The sequence below is a fragment of the Rhizobium leguminosarum bv. trifolii WSM2297 genome, from assembly GCF_000271845.1.
Genome location: NZ_JH719393.1, coordinates 332,477 through 353,646, shown reverse-complemented (window position 1 = coordinate 353,646; position 21,170 = coordinate 332,477). Strand labels below are relative to the sequence as shown.

Genomic DNA, 21,170 nt, shown 5'->3' with positions numbered 1-21,170 from the left:
CCTCTTGCTCTCAACGGCAGCTGCTATATAATTGACTGACGAATTAGTCAATGAAACTTTGCGTCGCAGGGACGACGGCGCGCGCAACAACGGGGGACATAGGAAATGGCAGCTCAAAAGAAGCTCACACGCGCGGAACAGAAGGCATTACGGCCCATCCAAATTCTGGATGCCGCCTTCGAGGAATTCGTCAAATGCGGTTTTGCCGGAACCCGTGTCGAAGATATCGCCGACAGGGTCGGTGTCACCAAGGGCACGGTCTACGTCTATTTCGACACCAAGGAAGAGCTCTTCGAAGCCATGATTAACCACTTCTCCGTACCGTTCCAGGAGTTGCTGGGGATCGCTGGCGGGTTGAGCGGCAAGGCTGCCGACAGGCTGATGTCCATTCTGAGCCTGCTTTACGAGCAAATCGCCGAGGACCGCACGACCCGCGAACTGGTTCGGCTGGTCATTGCGGAAGGCCAGCGGTTCCCCGACCTGATCGACCGCCACCATGATGAGTTCATCGCGCCGATCATCGCCAAGATCGACGGCCTTCTTCTGGAGGGAATGGCGTCGGGGGAGTTTCGCGAAATCCCGGTGGCATTCTCCGACATCGTTGTTGCCCCCATCCTGACGACGACGGTTCTGCGGCTGATATTCGACGACCGCCGGGTGCCCACCCCCAACAAGGAGGACTTCCTGCGGACCTATTTCGATCTGCTCTTCAACGGTCTGCTCACCAAGCCTCACTGATCGCCAATGGCTCCGAGCGCTCGCGATCACCTCTCGGTTGCGCAAGCGCTGTGACCGGATTTCGCCGAAAGCCGAAAAATAGGCCCCGGTACGAGTAGCTTTTCTGAAGTCTTTATGTGAAAACATCGAGTTAGCTTGCGCCTTCGAAGGCACGACCTCAATTCGCGACGGAATAAAGTGGAACGCAAAGTCAATCTCAAGGATGTCGCGCGCGACGCTGATGTATCGCTGAGCACGGCCTCGCACGCGCTGAACGGAACCGCGCCGCTGACGGTCGAAGTGCGCGAACGGGTGCTGAATTCGGCCAAGCGACTGGGTTATCTCGACCGCCGCAGGAAGAAGGCGACGATCGCGGCGCTTCGCGTCCTGGTTCTCGCCATTCCGGGCGATGCAGCGCCGGAGAGCGACCTCAACCTGGTAAGCTGGACGATCCTCAACGGTCTCAGGAAGGAGTGCGAGCGTCGCGGCATCCGGATCGTGCCTTTCGTCAGCACCGGCCGGCGCATCGACGGCGCTCAGGTCAGACAGATCGCGCTCTCCGAGCGCGCCGACGGTATCGTGGTCCTCAATGACGATCAGCCGGAACTGATCCGTAGCCTCTCCTCCCCTGATATGCCCGTCGTCATCGTCAACGGCGAGGATCCCGCCATGCTGGTCGATACGGTGACACCGGAAAACCGATTCGGGGCGCGGCTCGGCATCGAACACCTGCTGGCGCTCGGACATCGCCGCATCCTGCACCTGACCTGGAAGGGCCGCACGACGATCCAGCGCAGATTTGACGGCTTTTCCGATGCCTATTTCGCCGCCCAGCTTCCCGTGCCCCACGACATGATCGTGGAGGCCGAAGGTTATGAGCCTCGTCACGGAGAGGCTGCCATCAACGCGCTGCTCGATCGCGATTCCACGATGAAAGGCGCCACCGCCGTCTTCTGCGCCGCCGACAATCTGGCGCTCGGCTGCTTGAAGGCCTTGGCGGATCGCGACATAGGCGTGCCCGAAGCAATCTCGGTGCTGGGCTTTGACGATATCGTCCCCGGCGAATTCAGCCGTCCGCCGCTTTCAACCGTCAGCGTTCCCACCGACAAGCTCGGCGCTGCCGCCTTGGCGCTCATCGAACAGAGACTGATCGCCAATGACCCGCAGCGGCCGGCCCATCGCCTGGAACTTGGATGCCACCTCGTCCTGCGCGGCAGCATCGCGCCGCCGCGCTAAAACCCGCCGGAAGGTGGCAGAATCCCGAAAGGCTCTAACGCAAGCGCTCCGCACGCAGGCGTGTATCCCGCGGGCTTTCACCAAAAGTGCTGCGGTAGATTATCGAGAATCTGCCTGCATGTGCGAACCCCCATATCATGCAGATTTCGCGGACGGACCGCTGATTCGTTGGATCCCGCAATTGCTCCCGGGCCGCCTGCAGCCGGATCGTGCGCAGGTAACCCGCCGGCGAGGTTCCCCTGAAGGCTTTGAAGCCCGTCTGCAGCGCGCGAAGTGAAACGCCGACATCGTCGGCAACCATCGTCATGGTGAGAGGCTCAGCGATATTGGCGTGCATATAGTCGATGGCACGCCGGACATGCCAGGGCGCAACCAACGACACTTTCTTCCTTTCCAGATGGCCGGACAACCGGTGGTGGCCAAATCGGATTACGAGATGCGCGAGCGTTTCACTCATCGTCGCCATGGCGAGAGGGGAAGACAAAAGCGGACCACCGTCGCGCATGCCCTGCACGATCGTCTGCACCAGGTTGCCGATAAGTTGGCCCGACTGTGTCGCGAGATCCAGGATGGGTTCCAGGTCGAGCGATTCGCAAAGCGGCGCTTCCACCAGCGAAACGAGCATCCGCTTCACGACTTGCCAGTCCAGGAAGAGAGCGTCCGAGCGATGCGGGCCTTGGACGACGCGATCACCGGCCTCATGATTGTTGGCCATGAGCAGATGACCCGCTCCACTTTCAACCATCCTTTTTCCAATGGACAATCGAAACGATCCCGTCTGCGGCAGGTAAAACGCAAGATGTTGCGGAGTTTCGTCGAGCGTTCGGATTGTCCAGGAGCTCTGGTAGACCGAATGAATTAGCGTGAATGCTTCGGTCCTCCTCAAGTCCGCCGCCCAGGCAAAGGTCCGGTCACTACTTAACGGCTGTGCGCCAAAAGCCCCATATCCTGTCGAGAAGGCTTGAACCATCGATTCGAAGCTTCTGCCTTCATGTGTCGGCACAAAACCATAACCCTCAGGCTCAAGCACGCGGGCTGTATTTTCCGGTCTCAATGAAATCATGCAACTCGATTCCTATCCCAGCCACGCGAGACGTCATCTCGACTGGCCTGACCAATCTCGATGAGGTAAGCAGGAGCGCCAACCCATGGATGAATTTACTTGCATCTGATGGAAATAAAGCGTCCCCTCCTTCATCTTCACACCTACAGTGTAAATCAAAACGATCAGAAAATGAAGTACGGTCCTCTAAACCATGTCGACGCACATTTTTTGCGAGACGTACAACCGGCGCGGGTTGCCTCCCGCAACGAACGGGACCTCTTGCGGTTGATTTGGAAGTCTCCCGGGATCGAGCGCTCAGACCTTACCGAGCCGCTCGATCTCACGCAGCAATCCTTGCACAGGATCGTCGCCCGGCTTCATGAGCGAGGAATGATCGTCTTTTCGTATTCGGAAGGCCGGCGGCCCGGTCCGCCCAGCCCAAAGCTGACCCTTCGAAGCGAGTGGTGTCTGACACTTGGCATTTCCGTGAACGTCGGCTCGATCGGCCTTTGTCTCATGGGCTTCGGCGAGCCTTTGGAAAACATGGAAATCCCGCAAGCAGGCGACTCGCTGTCGGCGGAGCTGGAACGGATTGAAGCAGCGGTCGAGGACATTCTCGCCCGCCAGGGCGCCAAACGGCGCGACGTCCTCGGCGTCGGCCTGGCAGTCGCCGGCCACCGCATGCTGGACACGGCCTTCAACTGTCCTCTGCCGCTCGCTCATTGGTCGCTGATAGACTTGGCGCCTTTGCTTGGAGAGCAGCTTGGCCTGCCGGTCTGGGCAGACAATGTCGCCAGGACCGCTGCTTTGGCGGAAGCGATTTTCGGGGTTGGCCGGGATGTCGCGGACTTCGCCTATATTGCCCATCTTCATGGCTACGGCGGCGGCCTGGTTTCCGGAGGCATGCCGTTTCGCGGCAGTTTCGGCAACGCCGGCGAATTCTCCGTTCTGTTCGCGCGTCAGGACTATGACGACCGACCCGCACTCGGCCAATTGCTCGAATATCTTCGCAGCAAGGGGCGCTCGGACCTGACCCTCAAGGATCTGAAGAATGAAAAGCTGGTGGATTGGGATGGCGTCCGTGAATGGGTCGACCGCGTCATGCCGGCCCACAATCGCGCCATCAATGCGATCTGCGCGATATTCGACCCCGCCCTCATCGTCCTTGGCGGCGAGCTTCCGCATTCGCTTGCGAGAATGCTTATCGAACGAACCGAATTCAACAACCTGCCTCGGCACGGCGTATTGCGCGACGTTCCAAGCCTTGCCGTGGCAAAGATCATCGACGCCCCCGGCGCTATCGGCGCAGCCTTGATCCCGCTCTTCGAAACCGTTTTGTAATCTCTCACGGGCTGCGGCGCCTCGATGACCAAACGTCGAGCTTCCGAGCCATGAACAAAATTACGCTCAAAGCGCACCGCGCAAATCAAATTCTACGCGACACGCTTCAGCCAGGAGGGAGGGGTATCCGATCTTGGGAGTAGGTCTATTTCCCGCCTCGCCCCTCATTTCATCCCGGTTCCGGCGATGCCGGTGGTGATGTATTTCTGCAGGAACAGGAAGACGACGGTGACGGGCAGCAGGCTGAGGAAGGTCATCGCCAGGATATAGTGCCACTGCACCGAGAACTCTCCCTGGAAGGCGTTGAGGCCGACCTGCAGGGTGAAATTCACGCGGCTGTTGAGAACGATGAGCGGCCAGAGGAAGTCGTTCCAGCGCCAGAGCACGGAAAAGATCGCCAGCACCGCGAGAGCAGGCGCCGTCAGCGGCAGGATGATGCGCCAGAAGATGCAGAATTCGCTTGCCGCGTCGACGCGTGCCGCCTCTATGAGTTCGTCCGGGATGGTCAGCATATATTGTCGCAGCAGGAAGACGGCGGTCGGAGAGGCGATCGTCGGCAGGATGACGCCCCAGAGATTGTCGGCGAGCCCCACCCCGACGATGACGAGATAGGCAGGCACCATGACGACGGCGAGCGGGATCATCAGTGTCGAGATGATGATGACGAAAACCGTCGTGTCGCCACGAAACTTGTATTTCGACAGCGCAAAGGCCGCCAGGGCGTTGACAACAAGCGTCAGAAGCGTCGCAACCACAGTGACGAACACCGAATTCTTCAAAAAAGTCAGGAAGCTGAAGCGCGTGAGCGGATCGGTGTAATTCTCGGTCGCGACGGTCAGGTGCTGGACCGGCGTGATCCCTTTCACATCGACGCTGACGGGAGGTCCTGGACTTGCGGGATCGACCATCTGCGCCTTGAGGCCGATGCGCCTCACCATGGCCATCTCGCGTGGCTGCCCGTCGATAGTGACCTGCCAGAGGCTGAGCAGCTTGTCGAAGCCGGGCACGGTCTGCTCCACGGCGGCGCGCGGAAGCAGCGTCGGCGGAAAGCGGGTGATTTCGGCGGCCGGCTTCAACGAGGAGAGGCCGGCCCAGACGACGGGAATGAGCACTGCCAGTGTTCCGCCGATCAGCCAGACCCAAGACAATATATCGGTGATGTCGATGCGCCCCGCCCGGCGCGTGCGCGCGAGAAAGCGGATCGGGTTCATAGAGCTGTTCATCTCAGGACTCCATTCGCTTGCCGAGGCGCAACTGTATGAGGGTGAGAACCAGAAGCACCAATCCCATGAGAACCGAGGCGGCCGAGGCAAGGCCGAAGAGACGGAGATCGCTGCTGAAGGCCATCTGGTAGATATATTGGACGATGAAGCTGTTGGCCGTGCCGGGGCCGCCGCCATTCGTCAGAACCCAGGCCTCGTCGAAGATCTGCACGGATTTGATCATCAACAGGATGAAGACGACGAGCAGGTTCGGCGCAAGCAGGGGCAACGTGATCCTGAAAAGAGTCCGGCGCGGCGAAGCGGCATCGATCGAGGCTGCCTCGTAGAGTTCCTTCGGGATCGCCTGCAGACCGGCGAGCAGGATGAGCGTGTAGAAGCCCATATGGAACCAGACCGACACCACGACGACGAAGAAGCGCGACCAGCCGACATCGAGCAGGAAGATTTCCGGGGGTACGCCAATCATCTGGAAGAAGGCGTTCAGCAGCCCGTTGCGATCGAGGAACCATTTCCAGATCAGGCCGATAACGACGGGCGACAGCAGGACGGGATAGAAGAACATCGCCCGAAAGAAGCCGCGTGCAAAGATCGCCCGGTTGAGGATGAGCGCCGTGATCAGCGCCACCAGCAACGTGGCAGTCACGTTCAATGCGACGAACCAGAGCGTGTTCCAAACCGCCGTCCAGAACAGCGATTCCTGGCAGGTTCCCGGCTGCAGATAATTGCCGCAGGAAAGCAGGGCGCGGAAATTGTCGAAGCCGACGAAGGGCCGTTCCGAGACGAAAAGATTGGTGCCGCCGGTGAAGGCGTAGCCGACCGCAATCGCGATCGGAAGAAACGTGAAGATGGCGAACAGAATGAGGTTCGGCGCCAGAAACATCCAGGGCATGCGCTTGCGGCCGAAGATGCGCTCGACCGCATTCATCGGAGCCTCGACCACCCTCATCGCCGTTTCGCCCGCCTGGGAGAGCAATGCACCAGCAGCAGCCATGGTCAACGCCTCCCCTGTCCTGATCGACGGGCAAAAGCAAGTTCGCTTTTGGGATCGAACAGATGAACACGTGCGGGATCGGCATCGATGACGAGCCGGTCGCCCTGATGAGGCGCGAAATGGCCCGCCTCGTGGATGATGATCTGCTCGTCCTGTCCCTCGAGATTGCCGTAGACATAGGTCTCGGTGCCCAGGCCCTCGTGATACTGCACGACGAACGGCAGGCCCTGCCCGCTGGAGCGCGAGAAATGTGCGGGCCTTATGCCGGCGAGAACCTCCTGCCCCACGGCAATGCCGGAAGGATCGACATCGCTGGCGATCCTGCCGCCGTTGGCGACATCGATGGCGATGCCGCTTTCCGTGATGGCTGCGACCTTGCCCTTGATGATGTTCATGCGCGGCGAACCGAGGAAGCCGGCGACAAAGAGATTGCTTGGGTGATCGAAGAGTTCGAGCGGCGCGCCGACCTGCTCGACCCGTCCGGCGCGCAGCACGACGATCTTGTCGGCCATCGTCATCGCCTCGACCTGGTCGTGCGTGACATAGATCATCGTCGTCTTGATCTCGCGATGGAGCTTGGTGATCTCGGCCCGGGTCTGGACGCGCAACGCCGCGTCGAGATTGGAAAGCGGCTCGTCGAACAGAAAGATATCGGGTTCGCGCACGATCGCCCGGCCGATCGCTACGCGCTGGCGCTGGCCGCCGGAAAGCTGCTTCGGACGCCGGTCGAGATAGGGTTCGATCGCCAGCATCCGGGCCGCCTCAGCAATGCGCGCCTCGATCTCGGCGCGCTTGAACTTCAGATTTTCAAGGCCGAAAGCGAGGTTCTTGCGAACGCTCATATGCGGATAAAGCGCGTAGGACTGGAAGACCATGGCGATCTTGCGCTCGGCCGGCGAAAGGGCGCTGACGTCGCGGCTGCCGATGGCGATTCCGCCGGACGTCACCTCTTCAAGGCCGGCAATCACGCGCAGCAGGGTCGACTTGCCGCATCCCGACGGGCCGACGAAGACGACGAACTCGCCGTCCTTGATATCGAGTTCGACGTCATGCAGGACTTTGACGGAGCCATATGACTTGTTGACGGTGGAAAGTTTCAGTTCTGCCATGCCCCACTCCCATCAGGTGCCGCCGTTTCGAAGACGACGTCGATTGCGTTCCAGCCTTGCGGCAGCGGTGTCGGCCTCGTGATCCGCACCTCGTTCATCAAGATCCCGGCGACATCAGCCCCGTAGACGGCCGGCATTCCCCCTGGATAATCCTGCAGTCCTATCACCCGGCCGTCGGAGCCGCGGGTCCAGGCATTGGCACGACCACCGCCATTGGCCGTCGGCGCGAGGTCGGCATTCGTCGGGCGCAGGTCGTAGCTCCGCCCGGTGCCGAGTAGTCCGGGCTGTTGGTCGACGGCGATACGGGCCAGCGACACGTTCCGGATGCCCGACGGCGCAGCAGCAATGATGGTGATCGCCCCCTCCATACGGCCGGTCACATCTTCGACAATGAGGTTTTCGATGGCGCCCGCGGGGCGTTCGGCGACACGGTCGACGACATTGACGGTCAGCGCCTCCCCCGAGCCCCAGAAACCATCGAGTGTTTCGCGACACTCTACCGCAATCCGCGAAAACCTCACGTTCGAGATCCGGCCGCCGTCGCGGGAGAAGATGCCGAGTGCCCGGTTGGAGGATGAGACGCGGCAATCCTCGAACACAACATTGGTGACGTCGCCATGCGTTTCCGTGCCAATCTTCAGCGCACAGCTGAGGCTCTGAACGGAGCAGCGGCGAATAAGAATATTCTCGCACCGGCCAATGGCGACGCCCCGCGGACCGATGCTCGTCTTCAGGCATATGCCGTCATCGGCCGTCGATATCGTGCAATCCTCGATGACGGCGCCGCGGCATGCGTCGAGCACGATGCCGTCCGTATTGGGAAGACGTCGGTCGTTTTCGATGGTGACGTTGCGGACCGCGACATCGGTGCAGTCGACGAAATGCAGAGTCCACATCGGCGAGCGGCTGATATGCAGCGCGCTGATCTCGACCTCGTCGCAGCCCTCGAAGACAGCGACGCGGGGACGGAATTCGGCCGGGATGAAGGTTCCCACAGTCTCGTCGTCTCCCGTGATGAAGCGCTCGCAGCCGGCTTCGATGCGCCCTTCCCCGGTCAGGCTGATCCGCCGCGCATCTTTAGCGACGATCATGCCGCGATCCGACTTCTCGGCGATCACCGAAACCGTCGTATGCGCGTAAGCCGCATAATCGGGAACCGGACGCATGATCGCGCCGGCGGCAAGGTGCAGATCGACGCCGGAGCGCAGCCGAAGCCCCCGGCAGATGTGGGTGCCCGCCAGGAGCTCCAGACGTCCGCCGCCGGAAGCCGAAAGAGCGTCGATTGCCGCCTGCAGGCGATCGGTATTGTCGCCGTCGAGCGACTCGATCGAGACGAGGGAGGGAGCACTCATTGGCCGCGGCCACTCTCGATCAGGACTTCGGACAGAAGCAGCATGGTCAGCGCCTGGCCGTAAGGCGTCGGCAAGTTCGGGATGCGCCGGTAGAAATCGAGATCATGGCCCATCGGCGTGCCATCGGAAACGCCGTGCACGACGCCTTCGTCGTCGATCTGTGCCAGCACGGCCTTGAGCGCGCGGTCCGCATGAACCCTGTCGCTCTCGTCAAGAATGCCGGCGTCGATGGCCCGCAATATGCCATAGGCGATGCCTGCCGTCGCCGAGGTTTCCAGCGGCGAGGTCGGGTCGTCCAGTAGAGTGGTGAACATTCCGTCCGGCCGCTGATATGCCTTCAGCGAACGCACCTGGCTGACGAGGACGTTCGATAGGAAACGCCGGTCTTTTTCGCCGAGGGTGGGAACGAGATCGAAGAGTTCGGGTATGGCGACGGTGATCCAGGCATTGCCACGCGCCCAGAAGGCTTTGGCGAAATTGTGCCGGCCGTTGAAGGTCCAGCCGTGATACCAGAGGCCGCTGACCGGATCGGAGAGGTAGCGTGTGTGGATTACGAACTGGTAGACCGCTTCGTCGATCCAGTCGTTGCGCCTGCAAAGTACGCCGGCCTGGGCAAGGAAGAGGCAGGCCATGAACAGCGTATCGTCCCACAATTCGCCATCGTTGAGGCGTTCCTTGACGACGTGCTGAAAGCCACCCTCTTCGGTCTTCGGCAATTCCTTGACGAGCCATTCGGCCCAGTCCTCGACGAGAGCGCGAAAATCGGGACGGTCGACATGCTGGACGAGGATTGCCAGCGGCAGCATCGGCGCCGTGCTGTTGATCTGGCGCGGCGGCAGGCCGCGTTCGATCTGGGCGGCATACCAGGTGACCAGCTCCTGCAACGCCTTCTGATCATTGGTGGAGATCGCGCGTCTGAGGAAACCGTAAAGGCCAACACCGACTTCCCAATCCCATTCGTCGAACTGAATTCCGGAGGTGGCGCCTCCCGTCACGAGACCTTCCTTGATGCCCCTGAGCCGGCTGAAAGCCGTCGCCACGCGATCGATCGTCGTCTGGAGGGCGGCGTTGTCGACAGATGCTGTGTTCATGCTGGAGACCTATGTTTTAGGAGTAGAACGGCCCGTCAAGGCCGGCTTGGGACGCGGCGCTGTCGTGGGTGAGGATCGGGTGCGGCTGATCGTGGGTGAACGGCCGCGCTTTACCGGCGATCGAAAGACCGCCGGCATAGGAAAGCGCGATCGCCGGGCCGCCCGGCGGCGTCAGGGAAAGATCCCGAAGCGCAGGATCGAAGGACACCGTCGTCTGGCACAGGCGCTCGATGAAGGCCTTGAAAGTATCATCGTTGCCGCATCCAACGATGGCCGCCCAGCCGCAAAGCGATCCGTAGGAGCGCGCTTCGCGGCCGGCGGTCGGCCCGTCGGTGATCAGCTCCAGGCCGCTCGAGGCCCAAAGAGCGGCAAATCCCCGGCCCGACCGGGCAATCAGCCACTTGTCTTCGACGATCAGATCGTCGAGGCCGTCGCGACCGATATAAGCGTGCGTCCATGCATGCCGTGCATCGCCGGTGTCCTCGATCAAGAGGGCGACGTCGCGATGCTGGGCGACACGCGGCAGGATGCCGTTGCCGGCCCAATAGGATGGCCGCTGATTGCCCCAGGGGTCGTCTTCACCGGGATGGTTGACCCACAGCCTCGCCATCGGATTGCCGGCCAGCCTGATGTCGAGGACGTGCTGCTGATGCCCTTTCTGGCCGGTCTTGTGATCGACGACGGTCGAAAGCTGCGCGGTCTCGTTCTTGAAGAGCACGAGCTTTCCGCTCTCCAGCCCCTGGCTGTAGCGCGCCTCGACGCTTCTTCCCCGCGAAAGCGAAGCAAGCTCGGCGAGATCGGCCGGCGGCTCATAGTCGCCGGCGCAAAACATCGTCAGCGCCGCGACACCGTTGTTGAGCCAGCCGGTGCCGAAGGCAACCTGGGCGAAGGGCGCAAGCTCGGTCAGCGGGCCGGCGCGCAGTTCCTTGTCATAGGCGCGCCCCTGTGAGCCGGCCGGAACGCCGGCGAGCGTATGAAGGGCGATCATGCGGAAGATGAGATCGATCTGGCCGCGGGCGCGATCGGCGATCCCGCTCTCGGCCCAGCGCTCCAGCGCCAAGAGACCGATGAAATCGATCGGGTAATAGGCGGCCGAATTCCATTCCGCCAGACCATGGGCCTCGACGCTGTCGAACCAGCGCCCGAGGCGCTCGACGGCAAGCGCCGCCTGCTGCCGTCCCATCCGCCCCGAGGCCGAGAACACCGCGTCGGGCAGGAGAAGTCCCGCCAGCAGTTGGCTGGTATGGAAGCAGAGCACATGGTTCTCGCTCCAGAACCACATCGCATCGTTGCCCGGCTCGTCGACCCAGTAGCGATAGGAGAGAACGGAATGGCGGATGCGCTCGACCGTCGCCTTGGGTATCCGGTCGCCATAGGCGCCGAGCAGCCACAAGAGCGGCACCATGATGAAGTCCGAGCAATCCTCGCGCGCATCGATCGAGGCGAGCGTCGCATCGACGATGCGGTCGAAGCTCTCCTGGTCGTCGTAGCCGGTTTCCATCATCGCGATCAGGCGGCCGGCACGGTTGGCGCCGAAACGGGCGCTGTATTCCAGCGCCTGGCGCTTGCGGGCGGAAAGCGACGTCTCGGCCGGCAATGGCGAAAGGCTGCTCATGAAGGCGGCATCGATGACGCGGGCGACCGAACCCGGCCCGGTGCCGATCGTCATGTGAATGCCGTGATAACCGTCTGCGATACCGCAGACATCGTCGGCGATCAGACGGCTCTGACGGGCGCGCAGGATCAGTTTCGAATGGGCGAGAACGGGTCGCTCGTGGCCATGACCGACGACCTTGAGTTCCACCGGCAGGTCGCGCTCCGGCGCCGTGTCGAAGATGATCTCCAACGGCTGATTGACGAAGGCGTCGCGAGCCGGACGCACGCCGCGCGAAAGGGCTTCCAGCTCGCGCACCTCGTCCTGATCCAGCGATACCGGCAGCAGCACCAAGAGCGGCTCCTTGTCCCGCATTTCCAGCTCGAAGAACCAGGTCGTGTCGCGCTCGGCAAGATCTTCGGCATGGACAAGGATCTCATTGTCGCCGGCGTCGAGCGGCAGCGCTATCTCGGTTGCGCTCTCGACGTTGCGCTTGAAGGGCTCAAAGCGCACCGCCTCTTGCCCGTTGACCCAGATGCGGACACCGCCGCAGGTCTTGAGCGCGAGATTGAGCGTGCGCGGGGCTTCCGTCCTGAACGTGCCCTTCAGCCATCGCCTGACATGTGTGGGCACATGCCAGAAGCTGGTAAACTCGACGCGGCGGTTCGAACCGGGGAGATAGAGGCTTTCTGTCGGCCAGGACGTATCCGGCGCCAGCGTCCGCCCGACCATGGTGGACCAGAAGGCCTTGCGGCACGGCAGGTCGCCGACGTCGACGAAACCATTGATGAAGCGGTAGTTTACACGATCTTCGGCCAGGGCCGGCTCGCCGGGAAAATAGCTGGCGATGAGACCGGAAACGGCCCATGCCGTTATCGTCTGCCCCTCGGCCACGCTGTATGCCGGGGCCATGTCGCCCGGCTGCTTGATGCTTTCCGTTTTCACAGATCGCCTCCTCCGCAATACAATGAAAATATTTTCATTAGGCCCTTTGGGTGCGTGATTTTTAAAATTGCTCAAAAACATCGCTATATGCTTAGAAAATAGCTTGACGGGACGAATGTCAAGTATATGAAATTCACTTATCGATGGCTGATGCCGCGATTGATGAAAATGTTTTCATGGGAGGATGAAATGAAAACGTATCTTTCAGGGGCTTTCGCACTGGCGCTGGCCACCGTTTCCTTTGCGTGGTCCAGCGTGGCCATGGCGGAAACCCAGACGATCACTTTTCTCTTTACCGACGACGACCAGGCTTATGTCGAGCGGATGGAAGCGCTGAGCAAAGAATTCGAGACGGCGCATCCCGACATCAAGGTCAATTTCGTCTCGTCCGGCTATGATGCCGTCGCCAAGCAGCTGCCAGTGCAACTTGCCATCGGCGAAGGTCCAGATATCGCCAAGATCACCGACTGGCAGCTGGCGCCCTATTACCTCGACATGCGCCCGCTGATGAAAGATCCGGATGGCTTCGCCAAGCTGCACGGCGACAGCCTCAACACGCTTCGTTTCCCCGGCGTCAACGATCCGAACTCGATCAACGGCTATGTCGCGTCGCAGACCTTCAACCTGCCCTTCGTCAACAAGACGCTGTTCGAACAGGCCAAAGAACCGCTTCCCAAGCCGACCGCCACACTGAAGGATATCGTCGAAGCCTCGGCGCGAGTCGCCAAGGCGACCGGCGCCCAGATCCCCTTCACGATGGACCGCTCGGGCCATCGCTTCTCGGGTGCTGCCTTCTCCTATGGCTCGAAATACGTCAAGGACGGCAAGTTCGCCTTCCCCGATGATGCCGCCAAGCACTACATCACCGATCTCTATAACTGGACGAAGGACGGCTCTTTCCCGAAGGAAATGTGGGGGGCTGCCGGCGGAACCCAGTACAAGAACATGGGTGACGAGTTCGTCAACGGCAATGTCGTGACCTATCTCGCCGGCAACTGGATGGTCAATCCGTTCCAGAAGAAGATCGGCGATGCATTCGACTGGACGGCAATCAGCGCGCCCTGCGGCGACGCCGGTTGCTACGCGATGCCTGGCGGCACCGCAATCGTCGGCTTCAAGCGCACCAAGTACCCGCAAGCCGTCGCCTCATTCATCGAGTTCCTCGGCTCTGAAAAGGTCCAGCGTGAAATCGCCGAAAACTACGTTATCCTGACTGGCGCCGACATCAAGGACCCGCAGTACAAGCTCGAGAGCAAGAACGCCAAGGACGCCATGGCCGTCTTCCTCGCTGCCCGCAGCAGCGCACCGAAAGCCGCCCGCGACCTGGAACGCCTGAAGGGCTCTTCTGCCATCTATCAGCTCATCGTCCAGCGCATGAGCCAGCTGATCGTCGGCGAGCTTTCCCTCGATGACACCTTCAAGGCAATGAGCGCTGACGTCGACAAGGTCAACGTCGCGCTCGCCGCCAACAAATAACCGGCCGCGCCTGTCTCCCAACAGATTGCGCGCTGCATCAGCCACGGTCTCGCAACAGGCCGTGGCTGATGGTTTTTTGCCCTTGCTCATCGCCGTCCACGACAGTTGGATCGGTTTCAAATCGTCGATGAGCTGAACCACGCTACTTCCCCTGCAAGGGATGGCGCTCCGTTTTCTTCGCCGTCATTCCGGTTGGGCTGATCGCAGTAGCCGGAGCGCGGCTTTTCATTCCGGAAAACGCGGATAGCGAGACACGTCGTTCGACTTGCCGGTTCAAGTGCTGGGCATCGCGTCGCGCACCGCCATTCCTCGCTTGGCAAGCACTCTGATGCCAGGCCTGGCGGCAAGAACAATGCGGTCTAGCATCCGATAGCGAAGGCGTCGTGACACGAGGCTCGGGAGAGGCTATAGGCGTTGTCAGCCTGGGCAAGCCCCCTAAGGCGCCAAGTCAAATCATAAGCGCCGGCACCCGGTCATTCCGCCGGGGACCGAGCGACCGTCTACCGTATAGAGGTGCATCTCCATGCCGATGGGTTCCGAGCATCCGCTGCGCAGGGAGCTTCACAACGAATTGCATGCCCGCCCGTCGCTGTATTTCGATGGTGACACCGATGTCTGGCATGTCGCGATCGTCGGCGAGAACGCCCCTCCCCCGCTTCCGAGTGATCTTCCGGGACTGGACGAGATAACGACCACGGGCCAGGGCAATCATGGCATCGGCCGCCTTGGCGACGGCCGGCTGAAATGGGAGGCGCATACCGAATTCCTGACCCTGACCTTCGTCGTTCCCGCTTCGTCCGAACCCGGGAGCAATCCGCCGGAAGCCTTTCGGGCCTGTTACCGGCAGATCGAAGGAAAGGTCATGGCGGCTGTCCGCGTGCTGGTGCGCGACGAGAAGGATGGGCAGCGTCTCGAAAAACCAAAGCTCGACTATGTCGCCTCTGAGGTCGGCGGCGGCGATGCGGAAGTGCACTCGAACTTTCGTCTGACCGACAGCGGTTTCGTCGAATTCCTGTTCTTCAACCGCAACCTCAACGCCTATCGCACCGGCCGCATGGTCCGGCGTTTCCTGGAGATCGAAACCTACCGGATGATGGCGCTGCTGGCTTTGCCGATGGCGCGCGAGACCGTCTCCAAGCTTTCCGCCTTCGACGGGCGCCTCGATCTGCTGATCGCGCATATGCAGAGCGCCGTCAAAGTCGACAAGGCGCTGCTGTCCGAGGTGACCAGGCTCTCGTCGGATGTCCTCAACTTCTCTGCGCTCGCCCGCCACCGCTTCGGCGCAACGAAAGCCTATGCCGACATTGTGGCCAGCCGATTATCCGAGCTCAGAGAAGAACGGGCCGAGGGAAGGCAAAGACTGGGCACCTTCATCGACCGGCGCTTCCAGCCGGCTGTCCGCTCCGTCTATGCGGCGGAGCGGCGTCTCGACGAGCTCGCCGAACGTGTCAGCCTGGCCGGAGACCTTCTCAGAACCACCGTGCAGGTTCAGCTTGAGGATCAGAACGCCTCGCTGCTGACCTCGATGGAAGAGCGGGCGCGTGTCCAGGTGCATATCCAGCAGGCGGTCGAAGGTTTCTCGGTCATCGCCATTACCTACTATACCATTGGCCTGGCGAAGATCTGCCTGGAAAGCATTTCCGCGCTGGGCGTCGATCCGCATGTGACAAAACTCGCCGTTCTCGGCGCCATCCCGCTTGTGCTTTTCGCCGTCTGGACCGCCGTCCGTCATGTGCGCAGGAGCATCGCCGGTGCGCCCCACGGCCCCGCATCCGGAAGCCACTGATGCGCGCTCACCGCCGCCCTTTTGGGGCGGCGGCGGTGTTCTCTTCGCGGCGTCAAAGCGCGTCGCGATCTTTCGGATTACCGCTGCAAACTATTGCGCGACATGCTTCAGCAGACATCACGAAGCCATCGCATAATGGCGACGTTCCGATGCCCGGCCGCTGCTTGTCCTGAACCGCAACAGCAGTTGCGCAAGGTTTTCGGTTTCCTGCGTCAGGCTTTGCGCGGCCGCCGTGGTTTCTTCGACCATCGCGGCGTTCTGCTGGGTTACCTTGTCCATCTGGTCGCCAGCGGCCGAGACCTCGCGCAGGCTTGTCGCCTGTTCGCGGGCGGCAACGGCGATCTCGGCGACGGTCGCATTCATCGCGGTGACCTGCTCGACGATCTGTTCGAGCGAGAGGCCGGATTCGCCGACCAGCTGGACCCCGGTCTTGACCTGCGCCGAGGAGGTGGAAATCAGTTGCTTGATCTCCCTAGCCGCATTGGCGGAACGTTGCGCGAGCTCGCGGACTTCCTGAGCGACAACCGCAAAGCCCTTGCCTGCCTCACCGGCGCGCGCCGCTTCAACGCCGGCATTCAGCGCCAGCAGGTTGGTCTGGAAGGCGATCTCGTCGATGACGCTGATGATGTTGCCGATCTTCGACGACGAGTTTTGAATTTCCGTCATCGCGTCGATGGCACGGGCGACGATTTCGCCGCCCTTTTCAGCATTGGTGCGGGCCGTCGCCACCACGGCCTGGGCGCGGCCTGCGCCCTCCGCCGTCCCGTTGACGCCGCGGGTCACGTCGCCGAGTGCTGCGACCGTTTCTTCCAGGGACGCCGCCTGCTGCTCGGTGCGGCGGGCGAGATCGTTGGAGGCGGTGGAGATTTCCGACAGACCGGAGCGGATGGTGGCGACTGCGCGAATGACGGAGTCGACCGCTTCCTCGAGGCTTGCGACCGAGTTGTTAAAGTGATCACGAATCCTGACATAGCGATGGTCGACTTCGCCGACCCGGACAGTGAGGTCGCCCTTGGAAAGCGCGTCGAGGCCCACGGAAATCTGGCGGAAGGCATGCTCCATCACCTGGGCGTCGGAGAGCCGCTCGGCTTCCTGGCGCAGCCGTTCTTCTTCGGCGGCGAGACGAGCGCGTTCGGCATTGGCTTCGGCGATCAGCTTGGCGCGTCCCGTTTCCTGGAAAACCTTCAGCGAACGAGCCATGGCTCCGAGTTCGTGGCGGTGCTCGACGCCGGTTATCACGATCTTTTCCTCGCCACGGGCAAGCTGCTCCATCGACTGCGCCATCTTGCGCACCGCCGAGGAAATCAACCGGCCGACGAAATAGGAAAGCACGAGGCCGATGACGATCAACAGACCGCTGATAACAAGCGTCGCGCTGGTCGCCGAGGCGACCGTTGCTTCCACCGAACCGTCCAGGTTCTTCTGCGCGCCGGTGACGCCGGCCTGCAGATCCTTGAACTCGCCTGATATTTTCGGTGCCAGCACATTGAGCTGCGTCTGGCGGATACTGCCGCTCGCCTGCAAGACATCCTTCATGTCGCCCAGACGGGCGGTATAGTTCTGCATAAGCTGGCCGGCACCCATCAGGCGCTTCTTCTGCAACTCGTTCTTGGCAGCCTTGGCAGCGGCATCATTGAGCGAGACTGCTTCGGCGAGTGCTGCCTGGGCCGTATCGTAGGCCGCAAAATCGTCGGAATGCACGAAGCGCTCAGAAAAATAGAGGCTGCGGTTCAAGGCTTCGAGCGTTGCCGCCGTCATGTGCAGCAGCGGCACATCGTTCTGGCGCCAGGCGCTGCGCATGACGTCGTTGAGTGCAATGCTGGTCCATGGCCCGAATTCGGTGACCTTGGAGATCAGCGCATCACGCCTGGCCTGCAGCGAGACGATCTGTTCGAAGGCCTTGCCATATCCGGCAATGTCCTGGCGGATCGTCGCAAGGCCGGATTGCAGGTCCTTGTTGTCGGCAAAACGCGGGTCGTCCGCCTCGAACGCCTTCACGCCGGCGCGAAAGCTGTCGACAACGGCCTGCGCCGGCGTCGAGCGGAAGGCTTCGGCCGACATCTGGATCTCGTGCAGCTGGTCGCTGTAGTCCGATATGGCGAGGCTCTGCCCGGCCGTGGCGCGATAGGATGCGAAGATCGAGGCGAGGCCGTTCATGCCCGAGATCGCGCTGACGGTGAGCAGGCTCATCAACAGAATCAACGGCACGAAGCCGGAGGTGATCTGCGCGCGAATGCCGAATTTATTCCAGAAATGCAACATCATAGGCCTCTTTACTCACTGGCTCTTCGGCAGGTATTGGGCAATATTCTCAGGTGTGACGAGTTCGAAAGGAACGTTGTTTTCGCGCGGCACCTTCTCCTTGCTGACCAGCTTGACGGCAGCGTCGATTGCGGCCGCTCCCTGGCCGACAGCGCTCTGGAGAATGGTCACGTCGAGATCGCCGGCCACCATCGCGGCGAGTGCATCGTCGGTCGCGTCGACGCCGGCGACGACGACGTCCTTCATCGGGATATTGGCCTTCTTCATGGCGCGGATCGCCCCGAGCGCCATTTCGTCATTGTTGGCGATGACTGCGTCGAACTTGACGCCGGCGGCGATCCATTCCTGCATCTGCTGGTCGGCATAATCGCTGGACCAATAGGCCGCCTGCCGTTCGACGATTTCAAGGCCCTTGCAGTCCGGCGTGGCGATGACGTCTGAAATGTCCTGGGTGCGGGTGCGGGCGGCCGCATGAAAGGTTTCCCCCATCAGCACGACGATGCGGCCCTTGCCCTTGAGGAGCGCGCAGACCTGCTTCGTCTCCAGTGTGCCGGAATCTTTCTCATTGGAGGCAACCACGACCTGATTGTCGGGCAGGTCCGCAAGGTTGGAAGGAACATTGTTGATATAAACCAGCGGAATGCCCGCATCTGCCGCCATCTTGGTCATCTGCGGCCCAAGATCGCCGTCGGAGACCGCAAGAATAATGGCGTCGACCTTGTCGGCGATAAGCTTCTGGACCTGTTTCTTCTGAAGCTCGTTATCGCCCTTGGCGTTCTCGGTGACTAGCTTGAGGCCCGAAATCGTCTGCCCGTGCGAGATGACGCCGTTCAGCAGCGCCGTCCTGAATTTATCGAGATCGGACATCGAAACCCCGATCGTCTGCGCGTTGGCAGCGGAGATCGATATCGCCAGGGCGATGGAAGCAAGCGTGGCCGTTTTCATGAATTCCTCTGGGCAATTCGGATGGAACTGCGTTATTTCAGATCTTGGTTAAATTTTACTTTTCGCCCGGAAGCAAAAGTTAAGCGCGCGGGATGATCTTGCGGCGGCAGAAGCGCGTTCTTCGGCCGCACTCGGCCTGACTTAATGGACATCGCGTCAGATGATGCAATGCGTCTAAGCCTTTTGGTTTAATGGGCGTTAGCGTCCGCCGAAGCCGGAGCCGACGGAGATGCCCTTGTACATTACCCTCTGCAGCACGATGGCCAGGATGACACCGGGCACCATGGAGATCGTCGCACCCGCCATGATGTAGTTCCAGGCGGTGCCCTGCTGTGTCTGGAACAGGGTAAGCCCGAGCGGCAGTGTGGCTTTTTCGACGCCGCTGGTGGCGATCAGCGGCCACAGGAAGCTCTTCCACTGGGCGATGAAGGTGAAGAGCGACAACAGTCCGATCGCCGGCATGGCGAGCGGCACGATCACCGTTACCAGAATGCGCAGGCGCGAAGCGCCGTCCATCATTGCCGCCTCGTCAAGATCCTTGGGAATGCCAAGAATGAACTGCCGCAGCAGAAATGTGCCGAAGGAGCTAAATGCGACCGGCAGGATCATGCCGTGATAGGTGTTGATCCAGCCGAGCTTGCTGACGACGAGGAAAAGCGGGATGACCAACATCACCTGCGGGATCATCAGTGTGCTGAGATAGGTCAGCAGCAGGCCTTCCCGGCCGGGAAACCGCAGCCGGGCAAAGGCGTAGGCGGAGAGACACGATACCACAATTACGATTGCGGTGACGCCGCAGGCGACCACCAAGGAGTTGAACAGGAAGGTTCCGAACGGCAATGAAACGAAGGCGTCGACGAATGTTCCCCATTCATATTCCTCGGGGAAGATGCGGACCGGAACGGCCATCACTTCGGCATTCGAGCGCACCGCGTTCGATACCATCCAGAAAAAGGGAAAGAGGAAAAGCAGCGCGATCAGCGAAAGTCCCGCATAACTGGCGAAAGTGCCGAGGCGCCGCAAGAGGCGGTGCCGATCCGCGGAAACGGAATGCGGGTGACGGGTCGGGTCAATCGTCATAATGCACCCATTTGCGCTGCATGTGGAATTGCAGGATGGTGAGCGCCATAATCATGACGAACATCACCCAGGCGAGAGCCGAGGCATAACCCATCTGGAAATTGGTGAAACCCTTCTGGTAGATGGCAAAACCGAGCGTCGCCGTTGCCGAGCCCGGGCCGCCGCGTGTCATCGCAAAGATCTCGTCGAAGACCTGTAGCGAGGTGATCGCCGTCATCACGGTGGCAAAGAAAATAGTCGGCGAAATCAGCGGCAGGCGGATGCGCCAGAAGCGCTGCCAGACGTTGGCGCCGTCGATCGTCGCCGCCTCGAGATAGTGCTTCGGCACCAGGTCGAGTGCGGCGTTGAACATCACGACGTTATAGCCGACATTCGCCCAGAGAGTGACCAGGATGACCGCCTGCATGGCCCAGGTCGAGCTCAGCAGGAAATTCGGCAGGCCGAGGCCGAGCGAGCGGATGACGCTGTCGGCCAGTCCGTCCGGCGTGAGTATCAGCAGCCACACCACCGAGGCGGCAATTGTCGGCGTGAAGGTCGGCAGGAAGAAGATCACCCGGAAGATCGCCTTGCCGCGCTTCAGGCTCGATATCCACACGGCAAGCGTCAGCGAAACGATGATATTCACAGCCAGATACTCGACGGCGAAGAACAGCGTGTTGCCCAGGATGGTGTAGAAGGCCGGATCGACGGTAAAGAGCTTGATGTAATTCTGGAAGCCGACAAAGGACGGCGTCGAGATCAACTGCCAGTTGGTGAAGCTCAGCGCGAGCGACGCCACAATCGGCAGGGCCATGAAAATCATGAAGCCGAGGAAGCTCGGCAGCAGGAACAGCATGGCCGTCTGCGTCTCTGGCTTGAAAAAGCGCCGTGGCTGTCTGGGCTGCAACGGAATTTCAGCGACGGCGCTTTGCGACATGTCATCCTCCATGCGCGGCAGTTCCTGCCGCGACGAGAGCTGGCCCACCCCTCGGAAACCG

The 21,170-nt window shown here is 61.1% G+C and carries 16 protein-coding genes; 5 read left to right on the top strand and 11 right to left on the bottom strand.

The genetic code is table 11. The features are described from left to right. Window positions 1-105: 105 nt before the first annotated feature. Together RLEG4DRAFT_RS05460 and RLEG4DRAFT_RS05455 are read left to right on the top strand one after the other, a co-directional pair. Entirely contained in the window at window positions 106-738 is a 633-nt protein-coding gene (locus tag RLEG4DRAFT_RS05460; RefSeq protein WP_003575916.1) for a TetR/AcrR family transcriptional regulator, read from the top strand. Window positions 739-915: 177 nt separating this feature from the next. Then, window positions 916-1,953 (top strand): LacI family DNA-binding transcriptional regulator, encoded by a 1,038-nt coding sequence (locus RLEG4DRAFT_RS05455; protein ID WP_003575914.1) that lies wholly within the window; start codon window positions 916-918, stop codon window positions 1,951-1,953. A 34-nt stretch (window positions 1,954-1,987) separates the two neighbouring features. Here the strand turns inward: RLEG4DRAFT_RS05455 and RLEG4DRAFT_RS05450 are convergent, their stop codons facing one another. After that, window positions 1,988-3,016, bottom strand: coding sequence for an AraC family transcriptional regulator (locus RLEG4DRAFT_RS05450; protein ID WP_003575912.1), 1,029 nt, complete (start codon window positions 3,014-3,016; stop codon window positions 1,988-1,990). A gap of 171 nt (window positions 3,017-3,187) precedes the next feature. Between RLEG4DRAFT_RS05450 and RLEG4DRAFT_RS05445 the strand changes: the two genes are divergently transcribed. Then, complete coding sequence (locus RLEG4DRAFT_RS05445; protein WP_003575910.1) at window positions 3,188-4,339, top strand: ROK family transcriptional regulator; 1,152 nt, start codon at window positions 3,188-3,190, stop codon at window positions 4,337-4,339. Window positions 4,340-4,503: 164 nt separating this feature from the next. Here the strand turns inward: RLEG4DRAFT_RS05445 and RLEG4DRAFT_RS05440 are convergent, their stop codons facing one another. The 6 genes from RLEG4DRAFT_RS05440 to RLEG4DRAFT_RS05415 are packed head-to-tail and all read right to left on the bottom strand — an operon-like array spanning window position 4,504 to window position 12,644. Beyond that, on the bottom strand, window positions 4,504-5,550 hold the full coding sequence (locus tag RLEG4DRAFT_RS05440) for a carbohydrate ABC transporter permease (protein ID WP_171898195.1): 1,047 nt from the start codon (window positions 5,548-5,550) through the stop codon (window positions 4,504-4,506). Window positions 5,551-5,563: 13 nt separating this feature from the next. Then, window positions 5,564-6,553, bottom strand: coding sequence for a carbohydrate ABC transporter permease (locus RLEG4DRAFT_RS05435; RefSeq protein WP_003575906.1), 990 nt, complete (start codon window positions 6,551-6,553; stop codon window positions 5,564-5,566). A 2-nt stretch (window positions 6,554-6,555) separates the two neighbouring features. Further along, the gene (locus RLEG4DRAFT_RS05430) at window positions 6,556-7,662 is read right to left on the bottom strand and encodes an ABC transporter ATP-binding protein (protein WP_003575904.1); all 1,107 of its coding nucleotides are present in this window, start codon (window positions 7,660-7,662) and stop codon (window positions 6,556-6,558) included. Beyond that, a complete protein-coding gene (locus tag RLEG4DRAFT_RS05425) occupies window positions 7,650-9,014 on the bottom strand; it encodes a glycoside hydrolase family 28 protein (RefSeq protein ID WP_003575902.1) in 1,365 nt (454 codons plus the stop codon). The genes RLEG4DRAFT_RS05430 and RLEG4DRAFT_RS05425 overlap by 13 nt, the downstream gene beginning before the upstream one ends. Beyond that, entirely contained in the window at window positions 9,011-10,105 is a 1,095-nt protein-coding gene (locus RLEG4DRAFT_RS05420) for a glycoside hydrolase family 88/105 protein (protein ID WP_003575900.1), read from the bottom strand. The genes RLEG4DRAFT_RS05425 and RLEG4DRAFT_RS05420 overlap by 4 nt, the downstream gene beginning before the upstream one ends. Window positions 10,106-10,121: 16 nt before the next feature. Further along, entirely contained in the window at window positions 10,122-12,644 is a 2,523-nt protein-coding gene (locus RLEG4DRAFT_RS05415) for a hypothetical protein (RefSeq protein ID WP_003575897.1), read from the bottom strand. A gap of 189 nt (window positions 12,645-12,833) precedes the next feature. On the opposite strand from RLEG4DRAFT_RS05415, the gene RLEG4DRAFT_RS05410 reads away from it, so the two are divergent. After that, window positions 12,834-14,120 (top strand): ABC transporter substrate-binding protein, encoded by a 1,287-nt coding sequence (locus RLEG4DRAFT_RS05410; RefSeq protein WP_003575896.1) that lies wholly within the window; start codon window positions 12,834-12,836, stop codon window positions 14,118-14,120. 523 nt (window positions 14,121-14,643) lie between these two features. Then, window positions 14,644-15,906: a DUF3422 domain-containing protein gene (locus RLEG4DRAFT_RS05405; RefSeq protein ID WP_003575893.1), complete on the top strand. Its 1,263-nt coding sequence runs from the start codon at window positions 14,644-14,646 to the stop codon at window positions 15,904-15,906. A gap of 117 nt (window positions 15,907-16,023) precedes the next feature. Here the strand turns inward: RLEG4DRAFT_RS05405 and RLEG4DRAFT_RS05400 are convergent, their stop codons facing one another. The 4 genes from RLEG4DRAFT_RS05400 to RLEG4DRAFT_RS05385 form a co-directional block, all read right to left on the bottom strand. After that, a complete protein-coding gene (locus RLEG4DRAFT_RS05400) occupies window positions 16,024-18,168 on the bottom strand; it encodes a methyl-accepting chemotaxis protein (RefSeq protein WP_003575892.1) in 2,145 nt (714 codons plus the stop codon). A gap of 15 nt (window positions 18,169-18,183) precedes the next feature. After that, window positions 18,184-19,113 carry a substrate-binding domain-containing protein gene (locus RLEG4DRAFT_RS05395; protein ID WP_003575890.1) on the bottom strand — a complete coding sequence of 310 codons (930 nt, stop codon included), beginning with the start codon at window positions 19,111-19,113 and terminating at the stop codon, window positions 18,184-18,186. A 198-nt stretch (window positions 19,114-19,311) separates the two neighbouring features. Beyond that, entirely contained in the window at window positions 19,312-20,193 is an 882-nt protein-coding gene (locus RLEG4DRAFT_RS05390; RefSeq protein ID WP_003575886.1) for a carbohydrate ABC transporter permease, read from the bottom strand. Next, window positions 20,183-21,109 carry a carbohydrate ABC transporter permease gene (locus RLEG4DRAFT_RS05385; RefSeq protein WP_003575884.1) on the bottom strand — a complete coding sequence of 309 codons (927 nt, stop codon included), beginning with the start codon at window positions 21,107-21,109 and terminating at the stop codon, window positions 20,183-20,185. The genes RLEG4DRAFT_RS05390 and RLEG4DRAFT_RS05385 overlap by 11 nt, the downstream gene beginning before the upstream one ends. Between the last annotated feature and the right edge of the window lie 61 nt (window positions 21,110-21,170).